This window comes from Cryobacterium cryoconiti, assembly GCF_004403065.1.
Taxonomy (GTDB): Bacteria; Actinomycetota; Actinomycetes; order Actinomycetales; family Microbacteriaceae; genus Cryobacterium; species Cryobacterium cryoconiti.
Genome location: NZ_SOHA01000010.1, coordinates 29,599 through 52,574, shown reverse-complemented (window position 1 = coordinate 52,574; position 22,976 = coordinate 29,599). Strand labels below are relative to the sequence as shown.

Here is a 22,976-nt window from a genome sequence, read left to right as displayed (position 1 = left end):
CGCACCGCGATTCTCCTGAGTAAGCCCCTTCGCCTGCAAGAATGTAGCCGTGACCGCACTCGACCAGCCCGCCGCATCCGCCCCGCCCGACCTGCCGGGGTGGCGCCACGCCTACTCGGGCAAGGTGCGCGACCTCTACGTCCCGACGTCGCCCACCTCGCTGCCGTCGGGCCCCGACGACACCGCGGGCACGGATGCCGCGGCCGACCTCGCAACCGCCGCGCGCGTGCTCGTGGTCGCCAGCGACCGCGTCAGCGCGTTCGACCACGTGCTGGAGCCCGGCATCCCCGGCAAGGGTGAACTGCTCACCACGCTCAGCCTGTGGTGGTTCGACCAGCTCGCGGGCGTGCCTAACCATCTCGTGCCCGACCACACCGTCAACGGGTCCGTGACCAGCCTGATCCCGGACGCCGTCGCCGGGCGGGCCATGCTCTGCAAAACCCTCGACATGTTCCCGATCGAGTGCGTCGTGCGCGGGTACCTGACCGGTTCGGGTTGGAAGGAATATCAGTCCGACCAGACGGTCTGCGGCATCCCGCTGCCGGCCGGCCTGCAGAACGGGGACCGTCTGCCGGAGCCCATTTACACGCCCGCCTGGAAGGCCCCGATGGGCGAACACGACGAGAATATTTCGTTCGATCGCACGGTGGAGCTGGTCGGGGCATCCGTCGCCGACGAGCTGCGCCGCCTGTCGCTGGAGATCTTCGGACGCGCCTCGGTGATCGCCGAAAGGGCCGGGGTGATCCTGGCGGACACGAAATTCGAGTTCGGCGCCGACCGTGTCACGGGTGCCATCACGCTCGCCGACGAGGTGCTCACGAGCGACTCGAGCCGCTACTGGGACGCCTCCCGCTGGCAGTCCGGCACCACCCCGGAGCAGCGGATGGCCAGCTTCGACAAGCAGATCGTGCGCGACTGGCTCGCGGCCCACTGGGATATGACCGGCACGCCGCCGGCGCTCCCGGCGGACATCATCGAGCAGACCGCGGCCCGCTACCGGGAACTGTTGGAGCGGCTGACGAGCGCGGCGTCCGGGGCCGGCTCCGCGTAGGCGTTTCCGGGGCCGGCTCGGCGCAGGCGTCCGGGCCGCCGGTCGCACCGTCGTGGGGCGTCACAGCCCGGCGGCCACAGGCCGCACAATGATACGCTCCGGCCATGCGAATCAAGATGTGCAGTGTCCACGTGAACGATCCCGCGGCCGCGTTCGACTTCTACACGTCCGTGCTCGGATTCGAGAAGCTGCTGGCCATGCCGGAGCACCAGCTGTACATCGTCAAGTCCCCGCAGGACCCCGACGGGGTCGGCCTGCTCCTCGAGCCGACCGACAACAAGGTGTCCCAGAAGTACGCGCAGGGCATCCGCAGCCTCGGGCTGCCGGCCATCGTGTTCGGCACCCCGGACGTGCACGCCGAATATGAGCGGCTCCGCACCCTGGGCGTCCAGTTCGCCGGCGCCCCCAGCACGGATGCCGATGGCACCTCGGTGCTCTTCGACGACACCTGCGGCAACCTGATCCAGCTCCACGAAGACGAGCAGTAGCGGCGCCCGGCCGGCGTAGCGCGCTCGCTCCGCCGGAATACCGAGGGCGCGTCCTCCGTTGAGGCCAGTGTGAATCGATCTGCGAACGACCTGCTGCCCGCGTCCACCGGCATGGGCGCGGTGACCCTGCGCGTGGGTGACCTCGACGCCATGATCACGTACTACCGCGACGCGGTGACCCTCGAGCTGCAGAGCCACGACGGGCCGGTCGCCGTGCTCGGCCGCGGGACCGTGCCGATCGTGATCCTGCAGCACGCCCCGGAGCTGGCCGCCGCCGAGCCCCGCTCGAGCGGACTGTTCCACACCGCCATCCTCTTCGACACGCAGGCGCAGCTCGCCGCGGCCGTGTACTCGGTGGGCACGAGGCATCCGGGATCGTTCACCGGCAGCGCCGATCACCTCGTCAGCCAGGCCTTCTACTTCACCGACCCGGAGGGAAACGGCATCGAGCTCTACTGGGACCGCGACCGCACCGAGTGGAGTTGGAGCCACGGCCAGGTCGAAATGGACACCCTCTACCTCGACCCGAACACCTTCATCGGCGAGCATCTGACCCGTGACGGCCAGGCGCATCCGTCGGTCGGCAACGCGATCGTCGGGCACGTGCACCTGTCCGTCGGCGATGTGGGCACCGCCCGGGAGTTCTACGTGGACCGGCTCGGTTTCGAGGCCACCGCGAACCTCGGCGGCCAGGCCCTGTTCGTCTCTGCCGGCGGCTACCACCACCACATGGCCATGAACACCTGGAACAGCGCCGGCGCCGGCAAGCGCCGCCTCGCGCTCGGGCTCGGCGAGGTCGACATCATCCTTCCGGGTGCCGACGACATCGGTGCTCTGAACGAACGGATGTCCCACTTCGGCGTGCAGACCCGTCACGACGGGCAGACCCTCGGCTTCGACGACCCGTGGGGCAACCAGATCGTGGTGCGCACGAAGTAGGACCACGGCGCGGAGGTCCCCCAGCCCCGCCGAGTGTCGCCGCTTGTGCCGAGGTGACCCGCCAGGACGGCGACTCTCGGCAGAAACGGCGACACTCGGCATCCGTATGGTGCTAGGCGAGCCCGTTCCGCTGGGCGACCTCGCCCAGCCAGGCCAGGCTCGGCTTCGGCGTGCGCACGAACGTCTCCCGGTCGACGGCGACCAGGCCGAATGTGGGCCGGAACCCGCTCGCCCACTCGTAGTTGTCCAGGGCGCTCCAGTGCAGGTAGCCGAGCACCTCGACGCCGTCCTCCATGGCGGCGTGCAGGCCGCGGAGGGCGCCATCCGTGTAGTCGATCCGACGGGTGTCGTCGGCGGTGGCGATGCCGTTCTCGGTGACCATGACGGGCACGTGCCCGCTGAGCTCCCAGGCGGCGCGCACGCCGAGTTCCAGCGCCGGCGGGAAGAACTCCCAGCCGGTCAGCGTGGTCTCCACGTCATCCCGGACCGGGAGGGGGCCGTCCGGTCCGATGAACGTGCGCGTGTACGCCTGCACGCCGATGAAGTCGTCGCCGCGGGCATTCTCGAGGTACCAGTCGTCGCTCGGATAGGCGTACTCGCGCAGCTTCTCGTCGGCCCCGGGCTCGCCCGTGGAATGGAACGCCTGGGTGGCGACGGTCCAGCCGGACTTCAGCCCGGGCACCGAGGCAAGCACCTCGCGGGAGGCCTTGTGCGACGCGAGAAGCGCGTCGGCCACCTGCAGGTCGGGTCGCGGCAGGCCGAACGCCACCAGGTTGGCGGCGCTCTCCCCGCCGGCGAGCATGGCGGCGATGTTGGGCTCGTTGATGGTGCAGACGTAGTCGACGCCGTCGGACACGATCGGAAGGGCCAGCTCGGTGAACCGGGCGAACAGCTCGGGGGCGTCGGGATTGCGCCAGAAGCCCTTCTCGAACATCCACTGCGGCACGGTGAAGTGCATCAGCGTGACGACCGGGTTGAGCCCGCACTCGAGGGCGGTGTCGACCATCCGTCGGTAGTGGTCGATCTCGGCACGGGAGACGAAGCCGGGCGCGGGTTCGATCCGGCTCCACTCGATGCTGAACCGGTAGGAGTTCAGGCCGGCGTCGGCAAGCAGTTTCATATCCTCACCGAAGCGGTGATAGCTGTCCATGGCGTCACCGCTGGGTTCGACGATCTGCGTACCGACGGCATGCTCCTTCACCCACCAGTCGTTGTTGACATTGTTGCCCTCGATCTGGTGGGCGGCCGTGGCGGCACCCCAGAGGAAGCCCTTGGGAAAATTGAGCACGATAACTCCTTGCACTGAAAAGAACGGAAAACTGAGATTTCGAAGAAAGCGGACGGCCGTGGAGCCGCAACGAGGCGTCAGCCGGCGGCCAGGCCGGCCACGTCGGCGACGCTCACGAGTCGACCAGCCCGCCCACGGTCGGATGCGGGATGGCTTCGAGAAGCCGGATCGTGTATTCGTCCTGCGGGTTCTGCAGCACGTCGGCCGTGGCGCCCTCCTCGACGACGGCGCCGCTGTTGAGCACCATGATCTGGTCGGTCACCAGGCGGGCGCTGAGCAGATCGTGGGTGATGTAGAGCATGCTCACACCCCAGGTCTCCCGCAGGCTGTCGAGCAGGGCGAGGACCCCGGCCCGCAGCGAGACGTCGAGCATCGAGACCGGCTCGTCCGCGATGATCACCTGCGGGTCGCTGGCCAGGGCCCGGGCGATCACCACTCGCTGGCGCTGTCCGCCGGAGAGCTGGTGCGGCAGCCGGGCGGCGAACTGCTCCACCGGCGTCAGCCCCACGGTCTCGAGCAGCTCGAGCATGCGGTGCCGGGCGGCGCGTCCGCGCAGCTTCGAGAAGTTCAGAATCGGCCGGGTCAGGATGTACTCGACCGTGTGCAGCGGGTTGAGCGCCGCGTACGGGTCCTGGAACACCATCTGCACCTCGGTGTGCAGCCGCTTCAACTGCCGCCGCTTGATCGTGTCGATCTGCAGGTCGCCGAAGGTGATGCTGCCGCTGGTCGGACGTTCCACGCCCGTGATCAGCTTGGCGATCGTGCTCTTTCCGCTGCCGCTCGCCCCCACCAGCGCCATCGACGCCCCGGGTTCGAGGGTGAACGACACGTTGTTGACCGCGCAGACGGGCTGCTCCCCGCGGCTGGGCCGCTGGTAGATCTTCGAGACGTTGGTGACCACGATCGCTTCGCGGGCGGCGCGACCCTCGCGCTTGCGCACGGCCGGCGGGTGGGTTTCGACAGGGGTTTCGACAGGGGTTTCGACAGGCTCAACCACCGCGGGGGTTTCGACAGGCTCAACCACCGCGGGGGTTTCGACAGGCTCAACCACCGAGGGGGTTTCGACGGGCTCGACCACCGCGGCTCGCCGGCCGCCGCGGGCAGCCAGCCCGGGCACCTCGACGACGGCAGCACGCGGGTCGCCGTAGTGACTGAGCAGCATGCGGGTGTACGGATGCTGCGGCGCGGCCAGGATCTCCGCGGCGAGGGCGTCTTCCACGATCAGTCCGTCGTGCATGACCATGACCCGCTCGGTGACCTCGAGCACCATGCCGAGGTCGTGGCTGATCAGCACAGCCGTGAACTTCTCCGACCTCTGCAGTTCCCGGATGGTGTCCATCACTGCGTGCTGCACGAGCACGTCGAGGGCCGTGGTCGGCTCGTCGAAGACCATCAGGCGCGGTTCCAGGGAGAGGGCCAGCGCGATCGAGACGCGCTGGCGCATCCCTCCGCTGAGCTCGCCGGAGAACCGGTCGAGCACGCTCGCGGGCAGTTCCACCTTGCCGACCAGTTCGACCGCGCGGGCCTCCCGATCTCGCTTGGAGACGTGCCCGTGCGCGGCGAAGATATCGAAGAAGTGATCGCGGATGCTGCGCACCGGGTTGAGCGCGTTCATCCCCGACTGCAGCACCATGGCGAAGCCGCCGTGCCGCTGCACGCGCAACTGGCTGGGCGTCATGCCGGCGATGTCGACGCCGTCGAAGAAGATGCTGCCGGCACTGACCCGGGCCGGAGGCTTGGAGAGCCCGGTCAGGGCGAAGCCCAGGGTCGACTTGCCAGACCCGGACTCGCCCACCAGACCGACGAAGTCACCCTGCTCGAGGTCGAAGGAGACGTTCCGCACGGCGGGGACCGGGAGCGCTCCCTTGGGCTCGTAGACCACGGACATGCCCTGCACGCTGACGAGACTCATCGTTTTGCTCCTTCTCGGAGGCGCGGATTGCTCAGCCCGTCGACGCCGAAGTTGATCAGGCTCATGGAGGTGGCCAGCAGAGAGATGCAGAGGCCGGGGGCGAAGAGCAGCACCCACTGGCCGGTCAGGAGGGCGTTGCTGTTCTGCGCCCAGAAGAGCATGGTGCCCCAGCTGACCGTGGTCGAGTCACCCAGGCCGAGGAACTCGAGTCCGGCCTCCGCGAGGATCGCAGCGGTCGAGGCACCGAAGAAGCTGCCGACGATCAGTGAGGTCATATTGGGCAGGATCTCCCGGAACACGATCCGGGACGGGCTCTCGCCGCTGAAGATCGCGGCCGTGACGAAGTCGCGCGAGCGCAGGGACTGGGTCTGCGAGCGCAGCACCCGGGCTCCCCAGGCCCAGCCGGTGATCACCACGACCAGCACGATCATGCCGATGCCGCCGTTTTGGAGGTAGGCGGCGATCACGATCATCAGGGGCAGGGCGGGGATCACGAGGAACAGGTTGACGATGAAGTTGATCACTTCACCGGCCGGGCCTCGCAGGTAGCCCCAGCTCAGGCCGATCAACACCGCGATGATGGTGGACAGCAGGCCGGCGACGAAGCCGACGAACACCGAGACGCGGGCGCCGTAGATGATCTGCGAGAGCACGTCCTGCCCGGCCGCGGTGGTGCCGAGCCAGTGCGCCGGGCTCATGTCCTCACTGCGCCCGAAGGTGTTGTCGGTCGCAGCGTAGGGCGCCAGCAGCGGGGCGAAGACGGCGAGGATCACGAAGAAGCCGAGCAGGGCCAGCCCGATCCGCGCCTTGGGCACGCTCCAGATGGTGGCGAAGGCCCGCCAGACCACCAGCAGCGGGTTGGCCCCGCCACCGTCGTGGGTGCCCGGTGACATCGTCTTCACGACCGAGGTGGGCGGAACAATCGTTCTCGTGGGGGTCATCGTCTCGTCCTCGGGTCGAGAATGCCGTACAGGATGTCGACAATGAAGTTGGCCAGCAGCACACTGATCGTGATGATCAGGAACAGGGCCTGCATGAGGGGGAAGTCCTGGTTGACCACTGCCGTGTAGAGCAGGTAGCCGACCCCCGGGTAGCTGAATACCCGCTCGACGAGCAGTGACCCGCCGACGACCCCGCCGAGCGCGAGCCCGAATGAGGTGAGGTTCGGCAGGATGGCGTTGCGGGCGGCGTAACGGATGGCGACGGTGCGCGGGTGCAGGCCGTTCGCCTCGGCGAATGTGACGTAGTCATCGCCGAGCGTGTTGATCATGGTGCTGCGCATGCCCAGGATCCAGCCGCCGAGAGAGGTGATCAGGATCGTGGTGGCCGGCAGGATCGAGTGGTAGAGCGCATCGAGCAGGAAGGGGACCGAGAGCTCAGGCGTCGCCGAGCTGCTGTAGGCGCCGGAGGTGGGGAACCAGCCGGCTACGTAGCCGAGGAAGAAGAGCAGCAGAAGGGCGGTCCAGAAATAGGGGAACGCGCTGGCGAAGGTGCCGCCGACGGTGGGCAGGGTGTCGAGCCAGCTGCCGCGCTTCCACGCGGCGAGCACTCCCAGCAGGGTGCCGAAGATGAAGGCGACGATGGTGACGAAGCCGACCAGTACGAGCGTCCACGGCAATGCGGTGCCGACGAGGCTGGCCACGCTCTGCGGGAAGAAGGTGTACGAGACGCCGAAGTCGAAGTGCACGACGTTGTTCAGGTACTCGACGTACTGGTTCCAGGCGCTGCCGGTGGGCACACCCAGCTGGGCTTCGATCGCGGCGCGGGTCGACGGGCTGACCGGGCCGTTCTGGGCGAGTTTGGCGATGGCGGCATCCGCTGGGGAGCCGGGCATGAGCCGCGGGAGGAGAAAGTTCAGCGTGACGGCCGCCCACAGGGTCAGCAGCAGCAGGCCGATCTTACTCAGCGTGTAGCGCACGGGTCGTTCCTTTCGAATCTGAGTCGGCATCCCGAGGGAGGAATGCACCGGGGAGGGTGAGCGCGGGCGAGTCCCCCCAAGGGCACCCACCCGCGCTCACGGGGCGCTGGTTAGTTCGCCTTCTTCAGATTCGTGAGGATCAGAAGCGGGGTCGAGTTCCACGTGTTCGGCGGAGCGTAGGCGTTGTCCTCGCTGGGCCAGTTGGTGAAGTTCTTGTCGCTGGAGAGACCCCAGAGGCCGCCGTAGAACATGCTGATCACGGGCAGCTGCTCGTAGAGCACGGTCTGCAGCTGGGCCGAGATCGCCATCTGGTCGGCTTCGTCGGTCGAGGACTTGAGCTCGGCCAGCAGGGCATCCACCTTCGGGTCACTGAAGCGACCGTAGTTGCCGGTGGTGCCGGTGCCGATCGGGGTGGCGAATTCGCTGTTCAGCAGGGTGTTCATGTCCTGGAAGACACTGCCGGTGCCGCCGAAGCTGTTCATCGCGATGTCGAAGTCACCCTTGCTGAGCGCCTCCGTGTACGCGGCCGGCTGCGGCTGGCTGAGCTTGACGTCGATACCGAGCTCGCCGAGCTGGGACTGCACGGTCTGCAGTCCCTGCAGCCAGTCGGTGTAGCCGTTGGCCGTGAGGATGGTGATGCTCAGCTGCGTTCCCGCAGCGTCCACCATCTTGTCGCCCTGCTGGGTGTAGCCGGCCTTCTCGAAGGCGGCCAGCGCGGCGGCCTCGTCCTGGGCCACGGCACCACCGTCGGGCAGGTCGGCGTTCAGCCAGGCCTCCTGGTTCGGAAGCAGCAGACCGTTCTGGCCGGCGGCGTCCACGTAGCCCTGTTCGGCGTCCGTGGCGATCTTCTCGCGGTCGAGAGCGAGGCTCAGGCCCTGGCGGAAGTTCACGTCGTTGTACGGCGCCTTGGTGAGGTTCGGGGACAGGGTGATGGTGCCGCCCGGGGGGAACCAGTACTTGTTGTGCTGCTTGTCGGCGTTGACCCAGGTGCCTTCGACATCCGTGATGAAGGCGTAAGCCCAGTCGTAGCCGTTCTTCACGACGTCGAGCTGGCTGTTCGCGGCCGGAAGCACGAGCTTCTCCACCTCGACCTTGTCGGCCTGCCAGTAGTCCGCGTTCTTCGTGAGCGTGTACTGGTTGGCGGTGAAGGTGTCCAGCACGAACGGGCCGGTGGTGACGGGCTCCTCGTTCTTGAAGGTGACCGGGTCCTTCACGTCTTTCCAGATGTGCTCCGGAACGATCAGCTGCTGGTCGATGATGGCGGCAGCGGGAACGTCCTCGGTCAGGAGGCGGAACACGACGGTGTCGCCGACGACCTCGAGGCTCTCGATGTGCTGCCAGACGCCCCAGGTGTCGAGCGCGGGGATCTCCTTGACGAGGTTGAAGGTATACGCGACATCCGCCGGCGTGAACGCCGTTCCGTCGGACCATTTCACGTCGGTGCGAATGTCGTACACGACCGTCTTCGCGTCCGGCAGGGTGTTGCCGGTGGCGAGGAACGGGGTCGCTTTGCCGTCGAGGGTGTTGGTGACCTGCAGCGGTTCGTACATGTACGTCGTGGCGACGCGCTTGCTCGTGGAGAACGGGTTGAAGTTCTTCTCGAACGTGGGCGAGCCGTTGTCGGCCGCCACGAGCAGGGACCCGTCGCTCGGGCCGCTCGCTTGATTCTTGACATCCATGCTGCACGCGCTGGTGGCCAGCAGTGCGGTCACGCCCACCACGGCAAAGGCCGTTCGGATGAGGTGCCCTCTCAATTGCTTCATTGCTCTTGAAATCCTTCGTGTCGTCGTTGACCTGTTCGGCAGTCGCGGGCGGTATCGCTACCGAACGGGAATGCGTGAGGCGATACGTCTACTGTATGCGCTTACATTCCCAATATGCAAGAGGAAAGCTCAACACGGGGGTCTCAGGCCCCGGGCGCCCCCTCGGAGCTCTCCCGCAGCAGCACCTTCACGGGCAGGCGGGCGGTGATGGGCGGCTGGTCCGGGTGCTCGAGGCGACTGAGCATGGCCCGCATCGCCGCGCGCCCCAGGTCGGCCATCGGCTGATGCACGGTGGTCAGGCGCGGGCTCGAGAGGCGCCCTGCCTCGATCCCGTCGAATCCGGTCACGATCACGTCGTCCGGTACTCGGACTCCCGCCGGGCCGAGCACGTCGAGAATGCCCAGGGCCATCTGGTCATTGCCACAGACCAGGGCCCGCGGCAGATCCCCGGCCGTCACAAGCTCCGCGGCGATGGCGCGCGCGTCCACCCGGGAGAAGTTGCCGCGCAGCACCGGCAGCGCGTCCGGGTCGATCCCCGCCGCCGCGAGCGCCTGCCGGAAGCCCAGGTAGCGCTCCGCGTCGTCGGGCGAGTCCGACGGACCCGCGACATAAACGGGCGCGGTCACCCGGTGCCGGTCGAGCAGATGCTCGGTCAGGGCGCGCATGCCCTCCGTGTTGCTCACGCTGACGTGGTCGAAGTCGTCACCGCGCCGCGGGCCGGCGATCAGCACCACCGGGATGCGCCGGGAGACATGGTCGAGCAGGTCGTCGGGCACACTGCGCGCCAGCACGGCCATGCCGTCGACCCGGCCGGCGATGTCGTTGACCATGGTGGCGGGGTCCGAGCCGCGACCCACCCCGACCATCAGGGCGAAACCGTGGCGCCAGGCCTCCCGCTCGCTCCCCCGCAGCACCTCGTCGAAGTAGAGGTTCGGCGGTCGCACCTCGCCGGTGTCGGGGATGTCCACGACGATCCGCGCCAGCGTGTCCTGCTCGAAGACCGCTTCCGCGCGATCGTCCTCATCGTCGATGCTCGGGAAGAACAGGCCGAGCACCCCCGTGCGCCGCGCGGCCAGGCTGCGGGCGCTGGCGCTGGGCACGTAGCCCAGCTCCCGCACGGACGACAGCACGCGGGCTCTCGTGGATGCGCGTACATCGTCGGGACGACGCAACACCCGGGAAACCGTTGCAATCGACACCCCCGCGTGCGCGGCGACGTCGTAAACGGTCGCGGCCTTCACTCAGACCCCAGGCTCGGGCGGCGAACCGGCCCGGCCCCCGGTGCCGGCGGTGCCGCCGGTGCCGCCGGTGCCGTTGCCGGCTCCGGTGCCACGGGAGGCGGCCCGGGTGGCTCGACGGCTCAGGCCGTGCACCGCCGCCTGGAATTCCTTGGCGCCCAGCGGACGTCCCGGCAGCTTGGGTCGGTCCCGGTCGACAGTGCGCAGCCCGTCGAGCACGATCGACAGCTGACGCCGCCACTGGCCGGTGTATCCGCCGCCGAGGGTACCGAGGGAACCCACCATGGTGACCAGCACGGCCAGATCGACCGTGTCGACATCCGCTCGGAGATCGCCGTCGCGCTTCGCCTGCATCACGAGCCCCGACAGCATCGTCTTGAACGAGGCCACCTTGCCGCGAGCCGGATCGATGGTCTCCATGCGCTTGAGGATGGGCGGCAGCGACGGGTCGGCAACCAGCCACTCGGCGACGCGCTCGGTGTAGACGACGATGCCGTCCCACGCGGTGGGGGCCGCAGCGATCTCGTCGCGCACGGTGGACAGCTCGGCGAGGGCGATGTCGTGCAGGGCCCGAACGAGGTCGTCCCGGGTGGCGAAGTTGCGGTACAGCGTGGCCACGCCCACGTCGGCGCGGCGGGCGATCTCCTCGAGCGAGGCATCCACACCATGCACCGCGATCAGGGCCCGCGCCTCGACGAGGAGACGCTCACGGTTCTGCCGGGCGTCACGCCGCCGGGGCTGCGCCCCGTCCTGCGGGGTCGATTCGGGCGAAGTCATGGAGTCGATTCTAGGTCCCGAACCTTGGCATCGCGGAGGCTGACCTCCACGACCCCCAGGCGGGTGACGGCCGGTTGCGCCGGGCCGGGGCCGTGTCGCAGAATGCAGTCAGCACCCGAATGAAACGGAGCACCATGTCGGTCGAGCACAACACCCGAGAGTTCGATCCCGAGATCGTCACCGATTTTCGCGAACGGATGAGCTACGGCTCCTACCTCGATCTGGACACCCTGCTCGGTGCGCAGAAGCCGGTCAGCTCACCCGAGCACCACGACGAGCTTCTGTTCATCATCCAGCACCAGACCACCGAGCTCTGGCTCAAGCTCGTGCTGCACGAGCTGCGCGCCGCGACCGCGTTCCTGCGCCAGGACCAGATCGCCCCGGCCCTCAAATGCATCGCCCGGGTCAAGCACATCCAGCGCACCCTGACCGAGCAGTGGTCGGTTCTGGCCACGCTCACGCCCAGCGAGTACGCCGAGTTCCGGCACTTCCTGGGAAACTCGTCCGGATTCCAGTCGTACCAGTACCGGGCCGTCGAATTCGCACTCGGCAACAAGAACCGGCGCATGCTGAGCGTGTTCGAGAGCGACCCGGATGCCCTTGCGCTCCTCTCCGAGATGCTCGCGGCCCCCAGCATCTACGACGAGTTCCTGCGGTACCTGCACCGGCAGGGGTTCTCGATTCCGGCATCCGTGCTGGAGCGGGACGTGACCGAGGCGTGGGTGCTGCATCCGGAACTCGTGGCCACCTTCCGCGGCATCTATGAGAACGCGGGCGAGCACTGGGGTGCCTACGAGGCCTGCGAGGAACTCGTCGATCTGGAGGACAACTTCCAGCTCTGGCGGTTCCGGCACCTCAAGACCGTGCAGCGCATCATCGGCATGAAGACCGGCACGGGCGGGTCGAGCGGCGCCGCCTTCCTGCAGAAGGCGCTCGAGCTGACCTTCTTCCCCGAACTGTTCGCCGTGCGCACCGAACTCGGGACCTGAGGCGCGGATGAGCGGGGGCAGGGCGGATGGCGCGGACGGCCTGACCGTGCTGCCGGGCTTCCTCGACGCGCATGTGCACTTCGCGCTGATCGACCCGGCGCCGCTCACCGCCCGCGGGATCGCCCGCGTGCTCGACCTCGGCGGGTGGACGCCGGAGGCGCCGGAGTCGCGAGAGTCGCCGAGTTCGGCGGTTGCAGATGTGGGCGATGCGGGAGCGGGACTGCCGGAGGCCGTGTTCGCGAGGCAATTCCTCGCCGCGCCGGGCGGCTACCCGAGCGAGCGGTCCTGGGCGCCGGAGGGAAGCGTGCGCTTCGTGGCCCGGGCAACGGATGCCGCGGCCGCGGTCGATGACCAGCTGGGGCTCGGGGCATCCGTGATCAAGGTGACGCTGAACAGCGACGCCGGCCCGGTGCTGCCGGGCGAGGTGCTCGCGGCAATCGTCGGGCACGCCCATGCCCGAGGGGCCCCCGTTGTCGCCCACGCCGAGGGGGCCGGCCAGTCCCGGCGCGCCTTCGAGGGCGGGGTGGACGCCCTGGCGCACACGCCGTTCACCGAGCGGCTGACCGACGAACTGATCGCGGCCATGGCCGGGCGGATGGCGTGGATCAGCACCCTCGACATCCACGGCTGGGGCGAACCGACCGACGATTTCGACCGCGCCGTCGATAACCTGCGCCGCTTCCACCGTGCCGGCGGGCAGGTGCTCTACGGCACGGACCTCGGCAACGGTCCGCTTGCAGTCGGGCTGAACGTGCGGGAGATCGACGCGCTGCTGGCCGCCGGACTGACGGGCGACGACGTGCTGCGCAGCCTGACCATGGAGCACCTCGGCGGCTTACGCACGGTGCTGCGCGGGCCCGCGGGGAACGCGGGCTGTGACCCCGCACACGCCGCAGGGCGACTGGTCACCGTGCTGCGCGGCGAGCGTCCGGCCGACCCGGCCGCGTTCAGCGCCTGGCTCGGCACCGCCCGCGCGATCAGCCCGGCCGCAGTCGCGCAGCCACCCGCGTGAGTGGGATACTTCCAGCGCGGCACGGTGTCGGCGAGCCCCCGGGAAGCGCGCATCGCTGCGAGAGCGCTGCCCATCATCCGTTCGACCTCGAGGAATCCAGATGACCCCCAGCACCGACATCAGCTCCGCCGGCAACGGCAGTCAGGATGCCCACCTGGCCTTCGCCCGCCGGATGGACCGCATCGACGGGCTCGGGCACTACCGCCGGCAGTTCGTCGGCATCGAGCCGGACAGCGCGACCGGCGGCGCGACCGGCGGCGCGACCGGCGGCTCGACCGGGCACACCCCGAATCCCGTCGCCTACCTCGACGGCAACTCCCTCGGCCGGCCCCTCCGGGCCAGCGTGGCCCGCATCACCGAGTTCCTCACCCACGACTGGGGCACCCGCCTGATCCGCGGCTGGGACGAGGCCTGGCTGGACCTGCCGCTGAAGATCGGCGACGACATCGGCCGCGCCGCCCTCGGCGCCGGGCCCGGCCAGGTCTTCGTGGGCGACTCGACCACCGTGCTGCTCTACAAACTGGCCCGCGCGGCCGTCGATTATCTCCGCGTCGACACGGAACCGATGCGCACCGAGATCGTGCTCGACACCGACAACTTCCCCACCGACCGCTACCTGCTCGAGGGCATCGCGGCCGAGCGCGGCATGACGCTGCGCTGGATCCACTCCGACCCCGCGAACGGCGTCACGGTGGAACAGGTGCGGCAGGCGGTGGGCCCGCAGACCGCGCTCGTGCTGCTCAGCCACGTGGCCTACCGCTCCGGCTTCCTCGCCGACATGCGCGAGATCACCGCGGTGGTGCACGCCGCGGGCGGCCTCGTGCTCTGGGACCTCAGCCACTCGGTCGGCTCCGTGGTGGTCGAACTCGACCTGTGCGACGTCGACCTGGCCGTCGGCTGCTCCTACAAGTACCTGAACGGCGGCCCCGGCGCCCCCGCGTTCGCCTATGTACGCAGCGACCTGCAGGACGTTCTCACCCAGCCGATTCAGGGCTGGATGGGAACGAAGGATGTCTTCATGATGGGCCCGGGGTATGTGCCGGCCGACGGCATCCGTCGTTTCATGAGCGGCACCCCGCCGATCGTGGGGATGCTGGCCATGCAGGATTCGATCGCGATGATCGAGGAGGCCGGCATCGACCAGGTGCGGGCCAAGTCGGTGGCGCTGACCGAGTTCGCGCTGACCCTGGTGGACGCCTGGCTCGCGCCGATGGGCGTGACCGTGTCGTCGCCGCGGGAGCCCACGCACCGCGGCGGGCACCTGACCGTGAACCACCCAGCCATGCGGCAGGTGACGCAGATCCTGTGGGAGCACGATGTGATCCCCGATTTTCGCGGCCCCGACGCCCTGCGCATCGGCCTGTCCCCGCTGAGCACGAGCTTCGTCGAGACCTTCGAGGGGGTCGCGGCGATCCGGGACGTGCTGCGTGGCGTGCTGCTCGGGCAGAGCGGGCTCGCGGGCGGGAATGGCGCGGCGCTCGGCGGTGCCGGCACGGGTCTGGCCGGTGCGCTCGGCGGCCCGGGAGGCGGCCTGTAGAATCGTGGAATCCACCCGCCGACGTCTCCGGAGTGAGCTATGCCAACAATCGTCGTAGAAGTTATGCCCAAGGCCGAGCTGCTCGACCCGCAGGGAAAGGCCGTCGCCGGCGCCCTGGGTCGCCTCGGCAAGACCCGTTTCACCAGCGTGCGCCTGGGCAAGCGGTTCGAGCTCACCGTCGACGGCCACGTCGATGACGCCGTGCTGGCCGAGGTGCAGGAACTCGCCGACACCGTGCTGTCCAACTCGGTGATCGAGGATGTCGTCGGCATCCACGTGCTGGAGGCACCCGCCGGAGAGACGCACTGATGCGCATCGGCGTCGTCACGTTCCCCGGTTCGCTCGACGATCGCGACGCCGCGCGCGCGATCCGCCTGGCCGGCGCCGAGCCCGTCGCCCTCTGGCACGGCGAGCACGACCTGCACGGAGTGGACGCGCTCGTTCTGCCCGGTGGTTTCAGCTACGGGGATTACCTGCGCTGCGGCGCCATCGCGAGCCTCTCGCCGATCATGGCCGAGGTCATCGACGCCGCCAACAGCGGCATGCCCGTGCTCGGTATCTGCAACGGCTTCCAGATGCTCGCCGAGGCGCACCTGCTCGAGGGCGGCCTGATCCGCAACGACCACGGCCTGTTCATCTGCCGCGACCAGGGGTTGCGCGTCGAGAACGCCCTCACCGACTGGACCGGCGGTTTCGCGGCCGGCCAGGAGATCACCATCCCGCTGAAGAACGGCGAGGGCGGCTTCATCGCCTCCGCCGACACCCTCGAGCGCCTCGAGGGCGAGGGCCGCGTGGTCGTGCGCTACGTCGGCATGAACCCGAACGGTTCGCTGAACGACATCGCCGGCATCAGCAACATGCGTGGCAACGTCGTCGGCCTGATGCCGCACCCCGAGCATGCGGTCGAGCCCGGTTTCGGCCCCGACACCACCGACGCCATGCGCAGCGGCACCGACGGGATCACCTTCTTCACCTCGGTGATCGAACGGATGCTCGTCAGCGCGTAGCAGCATCCGCTCGCCGCGGGTTTCGTGTTCGTGCTGCGCCGAAGCCCGCCTCGCCCGCCGAGAGTCGCTGTTTGCGCCGAGTGTCGCCGATCCGGCGGCGATTCTCGGTGCAAACGGCGACTCTCGAGGCCAGGGAGCCACTGTACCGCGCAGGGGCCGCGCGGGCGCCGGTCAGATCAGACGGCGCTGGACGGCTCCCAGAGGTTGATGCCCATGTCCACGGCGTGCTCATCGATCGCGGTGATCTCCTCCGCGGTGAACGCGAGGTTGTCGATCGCTGCGATGTTCGTCTCCAGCTGCTTCACCGAGGAGGCACCCACGAGCGCCGAGGTGACGGTGTCCCGCCGCAGCACCCAGGACAGGGCGAGCTGCGCGAGTGACTGGCCACGAGCATCCGCGATCTCGGTCAGGGCACGGATGCGCCCCACCGTCTGATCGTTCACCATGTCACGGCTCATCGAACCGGCCTGCGAGGCGCGGGAGCCCTCGGGCACCCCGTTGAGGTAGCGGTCGGTGAGGAGGCCCTGCGCGAGCGGGGAGAAGGCGATGCAGCCGACGCCGATGTCGTCGAGGGTGTCGAGCAGACCGTCTTCGACCCAGCGGTTGAACATCGAGTACGAGGGCTGGTGGATCAGCAGCGGCGTGCCCATCTCGGCGAGGATCGCGGCGGCCTGCCGGGTGCGCTCGGGCGAGTAAGACGAGATGCCGGCGTACAGCGCCCGGCCGCTCGTGACGGCCGTGTGCAGCGCGCCCATGGTCTCCTCGAGCGGGGTGTCCGGGTCGGCCCGGTGGGAGTAGAAGATGTCGACGTAGTCCAGGCCCATCCGGCCGAGGGACTGGTCGAGGCTCGAGAGCAGGTACTTGCGCGAGCCGAAGTTGCCGTAGGGGCCCGACCACATGTCGTAGCCGGCCTTGGTCGAGATGACCAGCTCGTCGCGGTGCGGGGCGAAGTCCTGCGCCAGGTGCACGCCGAAGTTGCTCTCGGCGCTGCCCTTGGGCGGCCCGTAGTTGTTGGCCAGGTCGAAGTGGGTGACGCCCAGGTCGAAGGCGCGGCGCAGGATGGCGCGCTGCGTCTCCATCGTCGCGGTGCCGCCGAAGTTCTGCCAGAGGCCCAGTGAGATCGCGGGCAGTTTGAGGCCGCTGCGACCGGTGCGGCGGTAGGGCATGGAGTCGTAACGGATGTCTGCGGGAAGGTACGTCATCCCTTCAGACTGGCACAGTCGGCTGGGTGGTCGGCCCCGCGAACGTCAGCGGAACCCCGGGTCGCGCAGGGGCACGGTGCCCTAGTCGTCTCGTCGGGCCGCACGAAAATGTACGCAGACGGCTCGGCTCCGCGGCCGGTCTCGACCCAGCCATCCGCTTCGATCTCCCGGCGGAGCTTCGTCAGACTGTCGGTCATCCCGGGGGCGAAGGCCTCGTCCGGTGGCCCCTCGAGGGGCCGCCGCTGCCCCTGACCTGCCGATTGACCGAGTCATCCTTTCGGCGGATGCGTTCGGCCCCGGCATCCTGCGAAGATCGAAGCTCCCCCTTCTGCCGTGTTCCCCACCCTTTGGAGTGTTGTCCCCGTGTCACCCCGTCTGCTCTACCGCATCCTGTCCATCGCCGAGGCGATCACCTGGACCATCCTGATCACCGCGATGCTGCTCAAGTACGTGTTCGTGCCCGGCGAGTTCGGCGACGGGGCGGTTCGGGTGGGCGGCTTCGTGCACGGGCTGGTGTTCCTGGCCTACGGGATCACGGCGGTGCTCGTGGGCGTGAACCAGCACTGGCGTCTCCGGCTGATGATGCTGGCCGTGGGAACCGCGGTGGTGCCCTATGCCACGATCCCGTTCGACCGCTGGCTCGAGCGGCGCACCCTGCTCGCCGGCGACTGGCGCCGGGAGGCCACCGACGACCCCCGCGACCACACGCTGGTGAGCCGGCTGCTGCGCGTCGGCCTGGCGCGGCCGGTGCTGCTGGCATCCGTTCTCGTGGTGGGTCTGGTCACCGTGTTCACGGTGCTGCTGACACTGGGCCCGCCCGGCGGCGGTGCCTGACGGCGACGTCCTGACCGCTCGGGCCGGTTCGAGGGCGTTCGGGCGGTGCCGCCGCCTGGCGTGCTGGGCGATCCTCGACCGCGGCCAGATCGTGATCCAGCTGCATATTGCGGCGCGTGAGTGAGCGCCTGTTCCCGCCGACCAGCCCTTCATAGGCGGTTGATAGCCAGCGCATAGCAGGCTCCAATCAGTGGCCCGTAATTTTTCGGGATGCCCACACTCCCAGCCATTTTCCGATCCAAACGCGTCATCACCCTGGTCGCGTCGACCGCCGTTCTCGGCACGCTCCTGACCGGGTGCACGGCCACCACCTCCACCGCAGGCACCTCAACCTCCACCCCCAGCTCCACCTCCACCTCCACGGCGCCGACAACGACCGCCGCGGGCTCGGTCGTCGCCGCCACCGAGGCATTCACGGCGACACTGACAAGCGACCAACTCGCATCCCTCAACCAGGAATACACCCTCGAGAACGCCGAGGCCTGGTCGAACCTGCCCCAGGCGATGTCGCGCAACCGCGTCGGCCTGCAGCTCTCCGAGCTGGACGACAGCCAGCTCACCGCGCTCGGCACTCTGCTGCAGGCGGTCACCGGCACGACGGCCGGAGAAGGCTACGACGAGATCCAGCAACTCTTGAACGCGGATGACTATCTCGCCGACAACGGCGGCGGTTCCGACTATGGCAGCGGCAACTACTTCATCGCGTTCCTCGGCACGCCCTCCGACACCGGCACCTGGGAACTCCAGTTCGGCGGCCACCACTTCGCCGTCGCGAACACCTACACAGACGGCGTTCTGGCCGGCGCGACCCCCTCATTCCGCGGCGTCGAACCGTACGGCACCTTCGAGCAGGACGGCGAAACCAACGCCCCGCTCGAATCGGAGCAGGTCGCCCTCGCGGCCGTACTGGCCAGCCTTTCGACCGACCAGCTCAGCTCGGCCGAGCTCGACGGCGTCTACCGAGACCTGGTGCTGACACCCGGCAACGACTGGGCATTCCCGGCCGACAACGAGGGGGTGCAGGTCGGGACGCTCGCGGCCGACCAGAAGGCCCTCGTGCTGGCGGCGATCGCCACCTATGTCAACGACATCAACGATGCGGATGCCGCAACCATCCTCGCGAAGTATGAGAGCGAGCTCGACGAGACCTACGTCTCCTACTCGGGAGGCTCGTCTCTGACGGAACAGGACGACTACATCCGCATCGATGGCCCCTCGGTATGGATCGAGTTCTCGATGCAGCGCGGGATCATCCTCTCCGGCAGCCACCCGCACTCGGTGTGGCGTGACAGCACCACCGACTACGGCGGCACGCAGCAGCAATGAGAAATTCCGCACTCGCGGCGCTGACCGTGCTGGCGGGGGTGGCGGCGCTCATCCTGGGCGTCGCCGCCCCCGCCAGCGCGCACGTGCTGCCCACCAGCACCGTCGTTCTCGAGGTCCACGACGACGCAATGGATGCCCAGCTCCGCATCCCGGTCACCGACCTGGTCTCGGCCAGTGGCATCAACCTCGGCGACGAAACGGCGGCCGATCTTGCCGCGCACGACAGCGCGGTGGCCGCCTACATCGCCCGGCACTTCGCGCCCGAGTCCGCGACCGCGCACCTGGTGCCGCCGGACGGCGCCGACCCACGGATGTTCGACCTGGGCTACGACGTCGTCGTGCACCGAATCGTCACCCACGCGGTCATCGTGTCCGTGCAGAACGACTGGTCGGGGGGTGTCGTCGAATCGGCGCGCGGGCTCGGCACGATCCGGCGGGACACCGTGACCGGTGAGATCACTCCGCTCACCGTCGATCTGGGCGCTGCGAGCGCCTGGACCGGATTCACCAGCCTGGTCTCGCTCGGCCTCTCCCACATCCGGGAGGGCGTCGACCACCAACTGTTCCTGTTGACGCTCCTGCTGCCCGCACCACTGATCGTCGCCGCGGGGCGCTGGGCCGGGCCGGCCCGGCCGCGCACGGCCGTCAAACGGATCGCGTCGATCACGATCGCCTTCACGATCGGCCACTCGGTCACTCTCGCGCTCGGGGCGCTCGGACTCCCGGCCCCGCAGCCGGTCGTCGAGGCGCTGATCGCGGTGAGCATCCTGATCGCCGCCGTGCACGCCGTGCACCCGATCTTCGCCGGACGGGAAGCCGTCGTCGCCACCGCTTTCGGGCTCGTGCACGGCCTGGCCTTCTCGGCCACGCTGACCGGGCTGCACCTCTCGGGCGGCCAACTTGTGCTGAGCCTGCTCGGCTTCAACCTGGGTATCGAGCTCATGCAGCTCATCGTCGTCGCCCTGGTGCTGCCGCCGCTCATGGTTCTCGCACGCACACGGTCCTACCGGCCGCTCCGCCTCGCTGCCGCTTGCGCGACCGGCATCGCGGCGGTCGGCTGGCTCGCCCAGCGGGTCGGCTTCGCCAACCCGATCGCCTCAGCCGCGGACGGCATCGAGGGTGTCAGCGTCTACCTGGTGGTCGTGCTGTGGATCTCCGCCCTCACAGTGGTGGGCTACGCTCGACTCCCGCTCACTCGTTCAGGGCGCAGCGCGGCGGGTAGACTGACCGGGTCAAGCATCCGCTATCCCTGGGAGAACGCCTCGTGACCGCTGTTACCACCACACCCTCCCGCGGCATCGCCGACACCGTTGCGAACGCGATTGCGACGCCTGAGAAAGAGCAGCCGTTCGACGCGCTGGGGCTGACCCCGGGCGAGTACGCGGAGATCCGCCAGATCCTCGGCCGCCGCCCCACGAGCGGCGAGCTCGCCATGTATTCGGTGATGTGGAGCGAGCACTGCTCCTACAAGAGCTCGAAGAAATACCTGCGCTCGTTCGGCGAGAAGGTCTCCCCCGCCATGAAGAAGAACCTCATGGTCGGCATGGGCGAGAACGCCGGCGTGCTGGATGTCGGCGAGGGCTGGGCGGTCACGTTCAAGATCGAGTCGCACAACCACCCCTCCTACATCGAGCCGTTCCAGGGTGCCGCGACCGGCGTCGGCGGCATCGTGCGCGACATCATCTCGATGGGCGCGCGCCCGGTCGCCGTGATGGACGCCCTCCGCTTCGGCGACATCGACGACCCCGACACCGCCCGCGTCGTGCACGGCGTCGTGTCCGGCATCTCCTTCTACGGCAACTGCCTCGGCCTGCCCAACATCGGCGGCGAAACCTGGTTCGACAAGGTCTACCAGGGCAACCCGCTCGTCAACGCGCTCTCCGTGGGAGTGCTGCGCCACGAGGACCTGCACCTCGCCAACGCCACCGGCGCCGGCAACCAGGTCGTGCTCTTCGGAGCCCGCACCGGCGGCGACGGCATCGGCGGAGCATCCATTCTCGCGTCGGACACCTTCTCCGAAGGCGGCCCCACCAAGCGCCCCGCCGTGCAGGTCGGCGACCCGTTCGCCGAGAAGGTGCTGATCGAGTGCTGCCTCGAGCTGTACCGCGAGAAGCTGGTCGAGGGCATCCAGGACCTGGGCGCCGCGGGCATCTCCTGCGCCACCAGCGAGCTCGCCTCCAACGGCGACGGCGGCATGTTCATCGAGCTCGACAAGGTGCTGCTGCGCGACCCCACCCTGACGGCCGAAGAGATCCTGATGAGCGAGAGCCAGGAGCGCATGATGGCCGTCGTCACCCCCGAGAAGCTCGCCGGCTTCCTCGCGGTGACCGCCAAGTGGGATGTCGAGACCAGTGTGCTGGGCGAGGTCACCGACTCCGGCCGCCTGATCATCGACTGGCACGGTGAGGAGATCGTCAACGTCGACCCGCGCACCGTCGCCGTCGACGGCCCGGTCTACGACCGCCCGGTCGCCTACCCCACCTGGCTCGACGCGCTGCAGGCCGACACCGCCTCCGCGCTGCCGCGCCCGGTCTCGCCGGAGGTGCTGCGCGAGCAGTTCCTGGCCCTGCTCGGCTCGCCGAACCTGGCCGACCCGAGCTGGATCACCGACCAGTACGACCGCTACGTGATGGGCAACACGGCCCTCTCCTTCCCCGACGACGCGGGCATGATCCGCATCGACGAGGAGTCCGGCCTCGGCTTCGTGATCGCCACCGACGCGAACGGCCGCTACTGCCAGCTCGACCCCTACCGCGGCGCGCAGCTCGCCCTCGCCGAGGCCTACCGCAACGTGGCCGTCACCGGCGCGGTGCCGGTCGGCATCAGCGACTGCCTCAACTTCGGTTCGCCGGAGAACCCCGAGGTCATGTGGCAGTTCTCGAAGACCGTCGACGGTCTGGCCGACGGATGCCTGGCGCTCGAGATCCCCGTCACCGGCGGCAACGTGTCGTTCTACAACCAGACCGGCGACCAGCCGATCTTCCCGACCCCCGTGGTCGCCGTGCTCGGCGTGATCGACGACGTCGCCCGCCGCGTGCCCAGCGGCTGGCAGGACGACGGACACAACATCTACCTGCTCGGCGTCACCCGCGAGGAGCTGGACGGCTCGGCCTGGGCCGGCGTCATCCACGACCACCTCGGCGGAATGCCGCCCGTCGTCGACCTCGCCGGCGAGGCGGCCCTCGCCGGGCTGCTGCACGCGGCGTCGATCGAGGCGCTCGTCGACAGCGCGCACGACCTCAGCTCGGGCGGGCTCGCCCAGACCCTCGCCGAAGCTGTGCTCCGGTTCGGGGTCGGAGCACGCGTGTGGCTCGGCGACATCTGCGAGCGCGACGGGATCGACGCATCCGTCGCCCTGTTCTCGGAGTCGGCCGGCCGCGTGATCGTGTCGGTTCCCCGCGAAGACGACGTGAAGTTCCTCGGCCTGTGCGAGGGGCGGGGCTACCCGGTGCTGCGCATCGGAGTGACGGACTCGACCTCGGCGACCCTGGAGATCCAGGACTACTTCACGGTGTCGCTCGCCGACCTGCAGTCGCGCCACCGCAGCACCCTCCCGTCCCGCTTCGCGCAGTAGCGGTTTCCCGCCCTCCTCGACCCCAAACGGTCGCGAGAGCGCACTATCTGCCCTTTCAGCGCAATTGAGAGGGCAGATAATGCGCTCTCGCGGGTTCAGGGCGGGAGGGGAACGCGAGGGT

The 22,976-nt window shown here is 68.8% G+C and carries 20 protein-coding genes; 12 read left to right on the top strand and 8 right to left on the bottom strand.

What is annotated here, in order from left to right; all coding sequences use genetic code 11:
* Positions 1–49 precede the first annotated feature (49 nt).
* The 3 genes from E3T49_RS05250 (at position 50) to E3T49_RS05240 (ending at position 2,478) form a co-directional block, all read left to right on the top strand.
* Positions 50–1,051: a phosphoribosylaminoimidazolesuccinocarboxamide synthase gene (locus E3T49_RS05250; RefSeq protein ID WP_134423915.1), complete on the top strand. Its 1,002-nt coding sequence runs from the start codon at positions 50–52 to the stop codon at positions 1,049–1,051.
* 104 nt (positions 1,052–1,155) lie between these two features.
* Positions 1,156–1,539, top strand: a complete 384-nt coding sequence (locus tag E3T49_RS05245) for a VOC family protein (protein ID WP_134423914.1) — start codon at positions 1,156–1,158, stop codon at positions 1,537–1,539.
* Between the two features lie 111 nt (positions 1,540–1,650).
* The gene (locus E3T49_RS05240; protein WP_134423927.1) at positions 1,651–2,478 is read left to right on the top strand and encodes a VOC family protein; all 828 of its coding nucleotides are present in this window, start codon (positions 1,651–1,653) and stop codon (positions 2,476–2,478) included.
* A gap of 112 nt (positions 2,479–2,590) precedes the next feature.
* Here E3T49_RS05240 and E3T49_RS05235 read toward each other — a convergent pair whose 3' ends face one another.
* The 7 genes from E3T49_RS05235 to E3T49_RS05205 form a co-directional block, all read right to left on the bottom strand.
* On the bottom strand, positions 2,591–3,766 hold the full coding sequence (locus tag E3T49_RS05235) for a glycoside hydrolase family 1 protein (protein ID WP_134423913.1): 1,176 nt from the start codon (positions 3,764–3,766) through the stop codon (positions 2,591–2,593).
* Between the two features lie 112 nt (positions 3,767–3,878).
* Complete coding sequence (locus tag E3T49_RS05230) at positions 3,879–5,678, bottom strand: ABC transporter ATP-binding protein (protein WP_134423912.1); 1,800 nt, start codon at positions 5,676–5,678, stop codon at positions 3,879–3,881.
* Positions 5,675–6,619 (bottom strand): ABC transporter permease, encoded by a 945-nt coding sequence (locus tag E3T49_RS05225; protein ID WP_241972659.1) that lies wholly within the window; start codon positions 6,617–6,619, stop codon positions 5,675–5,677. The genes E3T49_RS05230 and E3T49_RS05225 overlap by 4 nt, the downstream gene beginning before the upstream one ends.
* A complete protein-coding gene (locus E3T49_RS05220; protein ID WP_134423911.1) occupies positions 6,616–7,596 on the bottom strand; it encodes an ABC transporter permease in 981 nt (326 codons plus the stop codon). Before E3T49_RS05220 ends, E3T49_RS05225 begins: the two co-directional genes overlap by 4 nt.
* A 110-nt stretch (positions 7,597–7,706) precedes the next feature.
* Positions 7,707–9,359 (bottom strand): ABC transporter substrate-binding protein, encoded by a 1,653-nt coding sequence (locus E3T49_RS05215; protein WP_134423910.1) that lies wholly within the window; start codon positions 9,357–9,359, stop codon positions 7,707–7,709.
* A 143-nt stretch (positions 9,360–9,502) separates the two neighbouring features.
* Positions 9,503–10,600, bottom strand: a complete 1,098-nt coding sequence (locus tag E3T49_RS05210) for a LacI family DNA-binding transcriptional regulator (protein WP_134423909.1) — start codon at positions 10,598–10,600, stop codon at positions 9,503–9,505.
* Complete coding sequence (locus tag E3T49_RS05205) at positions 10,601–11,374, bottom strand: TetR/AcrR family transcriptional regulator (protein WP_134423908.1); 774 nt, start codon at positions 11,372–11,374, stop codon at positions 10,601–10,603.
* A 134-nt stretch (positions 11,375–11,508) separates the two neighbouring features.
* Between E3T49_RS05205 and kynA the strand changes: the two genes are divergently transcribed.
* The 5 genes from kynA (at position 11,509) to purQ (ending at position 15,919) form a co-directional block, all read left to right on the top strand.
* On the top strand, positions 11,509–12,363 hold the full coding sequence (gene kynA / locus E3T49_RS05200; protein WP_134423907.1) for a tryptophan 2,3-dioxygenase: 855 nt from the start codon (positions 11,509–11,511) through the stop codon (positions 12,361–12,363).
* Positions 12,364–12,370: 7 nt separating this feature from the next.
* Positions 12,371–13,375 carry an amidohydrolase family protein gene (locus E3T49_RS05195; RefSeq protein ID WP_134423906.1) on the top strand — a complete coding sequence of 335 codons (1,005 nt, stop codon included), beginning with the start codon at positions 12,371–12,373 and terminating at the stop codon, positions 13,373–13,375.
* A 100-nt stretch (positions 13,376–13,475) separates the two neighbouring features.
* A complete protein-coding gene (locus tag E3T49_RS05190) occupies positions 13,476–14,912 on the top strand; it encodes a kynureninase (protein ID WP_134423905.1) in 1,437 nt (478 codons plus the stop codon).
* A gap of 39 nt (positions 14,913–14,951) precedes the next feature.
* Positions 14,952–15,221 carry a phosphoribosylformylglycinamidine synthase subunit PurS gene (gene purS / locus E3T49_RS05185; RefSeq protein ID WP_134423904.1) on the top strand — a complete coding sequence of 90 codons (270 nt, stop codon included), beginning with the start codon at positions 14,952–14,954 and terminating at the stop codon, positions 15,219–15,221.
* Complete coding sequence (purQ, locus tag E3T49_RS05180; protein ID WP_134423903.1) at positions 15,221–15,919, top strand: phosphoribosylformylglycinamidine synthase subunit PurQ; 699 nt, start codon at positions 15,221–15,223, stop codon at positions 15,917–15,919. Before purS ends, purQ begins: the two co-directional genes overlap by 1 nt.
* A gap of 176 nt (positions 15,920–16,095) precedes the next feature.
* On the opposite strand, the gene mgrA is transcribed toward purQ, so the two are convergent.
* On the bottom strand, positions 16,096–17,121 hold the full coding sequence (mgrA, locus tag E3T49_RS05175) for an L-glyceraldehyde 3-phosphate reductase (protein WP_134423902.1): 1,026 nt from the start codon (positions 17,119–17,121) through the stop codon (positions 16,096–16,098).
* Between the two features lie 363 nt (positions 17,122–17,484).
* Here mgrA and E3T49_RS05170 point away from each other — a divergent pair, with 363 nt between their 5' ends.
* The 4 genes from E3T49_RS05170 to purL all read left to right on the top strand — a co-directional run bounded on the left by E3T49_RS05170 (position 17,485) and on the right by purL (position 22,855).
* Positions 17,485–17,955: a DUF3817 domain-containing protein gene (locus tag E3T49_RS05170; protein WP_134423901.1), complete on the top strand. Its 471-nt coding sequence runs from the start codon at positions 17,485–17,487 to the stop codon at positions 17,953–17,955.
* Between the two features lie 210 nt (positions 17,956–18,165).
* Positions 18,166–19,281, top strand: coding sequence for a DUF3500 domain-containing protein (locus tag E3T49_RS05165; protein WP_134423900.1), 1,116 nt, complete (start codon positions 18,166–18,168; stop codon positions 19,279–19,281).
* Positions 19,278–20,549, top strand: coding sequence for a HupE/UreJ family protein (locus tag E3T49_RS05160; protein WP_134423899.1), 1,272 nt, complete (start codon positions 19,278–19,280; stop codon positions 20,547–20,549). The genes E3T49_RS05165 and E3T49_RS05160 overlap by 4 nt, the downstream gene beginning before the upstream one ends.
* Positions 20,546–22,855 carry a phosphoribosylformylglycinamidine synthase subunit PurL gene (purL, locus tag E3T49_RS05155; protein ID WP_134423898.1) on the top strand — a complete coding sequence of 770 codons (2,310 nt, stop codon included), beginning with the start codon at positions 20,546–20,548 and terminating at the stop codon, positions 22,853–22,855. The genes E3T49_RS05160 and purL overlap by 4 nt, the downstream gene beginning before the upstream one ends.
* The last annotated feature ends 121 nt before the right edge of the window (positions 22,856–22,976 follow it).

Bases quoted from the DNA above. Each gene is read 5' to 3' on its own strand.
- E3T49_RS05245 (WP_134423914.1), top strand. From the start codon at position 1,156: ATGCGAATCAAGATGTGCAGTGTCCACGTGAACGATCCCGCGGCCGCG.
- E3T49_RS05240 (WP_134423927.1), top strand. From the start codon at position 1,651: ATGGGCGCGGTGACCCTGCGCGTGGGTGACCTCGACGCCATGATCACG.
- E3T49_RS05230 (WP_134423912.1), bottom strand. From the start codon at position 5,678: ATGAGTCTCGTCAGCGTGCAGGGCATGTCCGTGGTCTACGAGCCCAAG.
- E3T49_RS05225 (WP_241972659.1), bottom strand. From the start codon at position 6,619: ATGACCCCCACGAGAACGATTGTTCCGCCCACCTCGGTCGTGAAGACG.
- E3T49_RS05215 (WP_134423910.1), bottom strand. From the start codon at position 9,359: ATGAAGCAATTGAGAGGGCACCTCATCCGAACGGCCTTTGCCGTGGTG.
- E3T49_RS05205 (WP_134423908.1), bottom strand. From the start codon at position 11,374: ATGACTTCGCCCGAATCGACCCCGCAGGACGGGGCGCAGCCCCGGCGG.
- kynA (WP_134423907.1), top strand. From the start codon at position 11,509: ATGTCGGTCGAGCACAACACCCGAGAGTTCGATCCCGAGATCGTCACC.
- E3T49_RS05195 (WP_134423906.1), top strand. From the start codon at position 12,371: ATGAGCGGGGGCAGGGCGGATGGCGCGGACGGCCTGACCGTGCTGCCG.
- E3T49_RS05190 (WP_134423905.1), top strand. From the start codon at position 13,476: ATGACCCCCAGCACCGACATCAGCTCCGCCGGCAACGGCAGTCAGGAT.
- purS (WP_134423904.1), top strand. From the start codon at position 14,952: ATGCCAACAATCGTCGTAGAAGTTATGCCCAAGGCCGAGCTGCTCGAC.
- purQ (WP_134423903.1), top strand. From the start codon at position 15,221: ATGCGCATCGGCGTCGTCACGTTCCCCGGTTCGCTCGACGATCGCGAC.
- mgrA (WP_134423902.1), bottom strand. From the start codon at position 17,121: ATGACGTACCTTCCCGCAGACATCCGTTACGACTCCATGCCCTACCGC.
- E3T49_RS05165 (WP_134423900.1), top strand. From the start codon at position 18,166: ATGCCCACACTCCCAGCCATTTTCCGATCCAAACGCGTCATCACCCTG.
- E3T49_RS05160 (WP_134423899.1), top strand. From the start codon at position 19,278: ATGAGAAATTCCGCACTCGCGGCGCTGACCGTGCTGGCGGGGGTGGCG.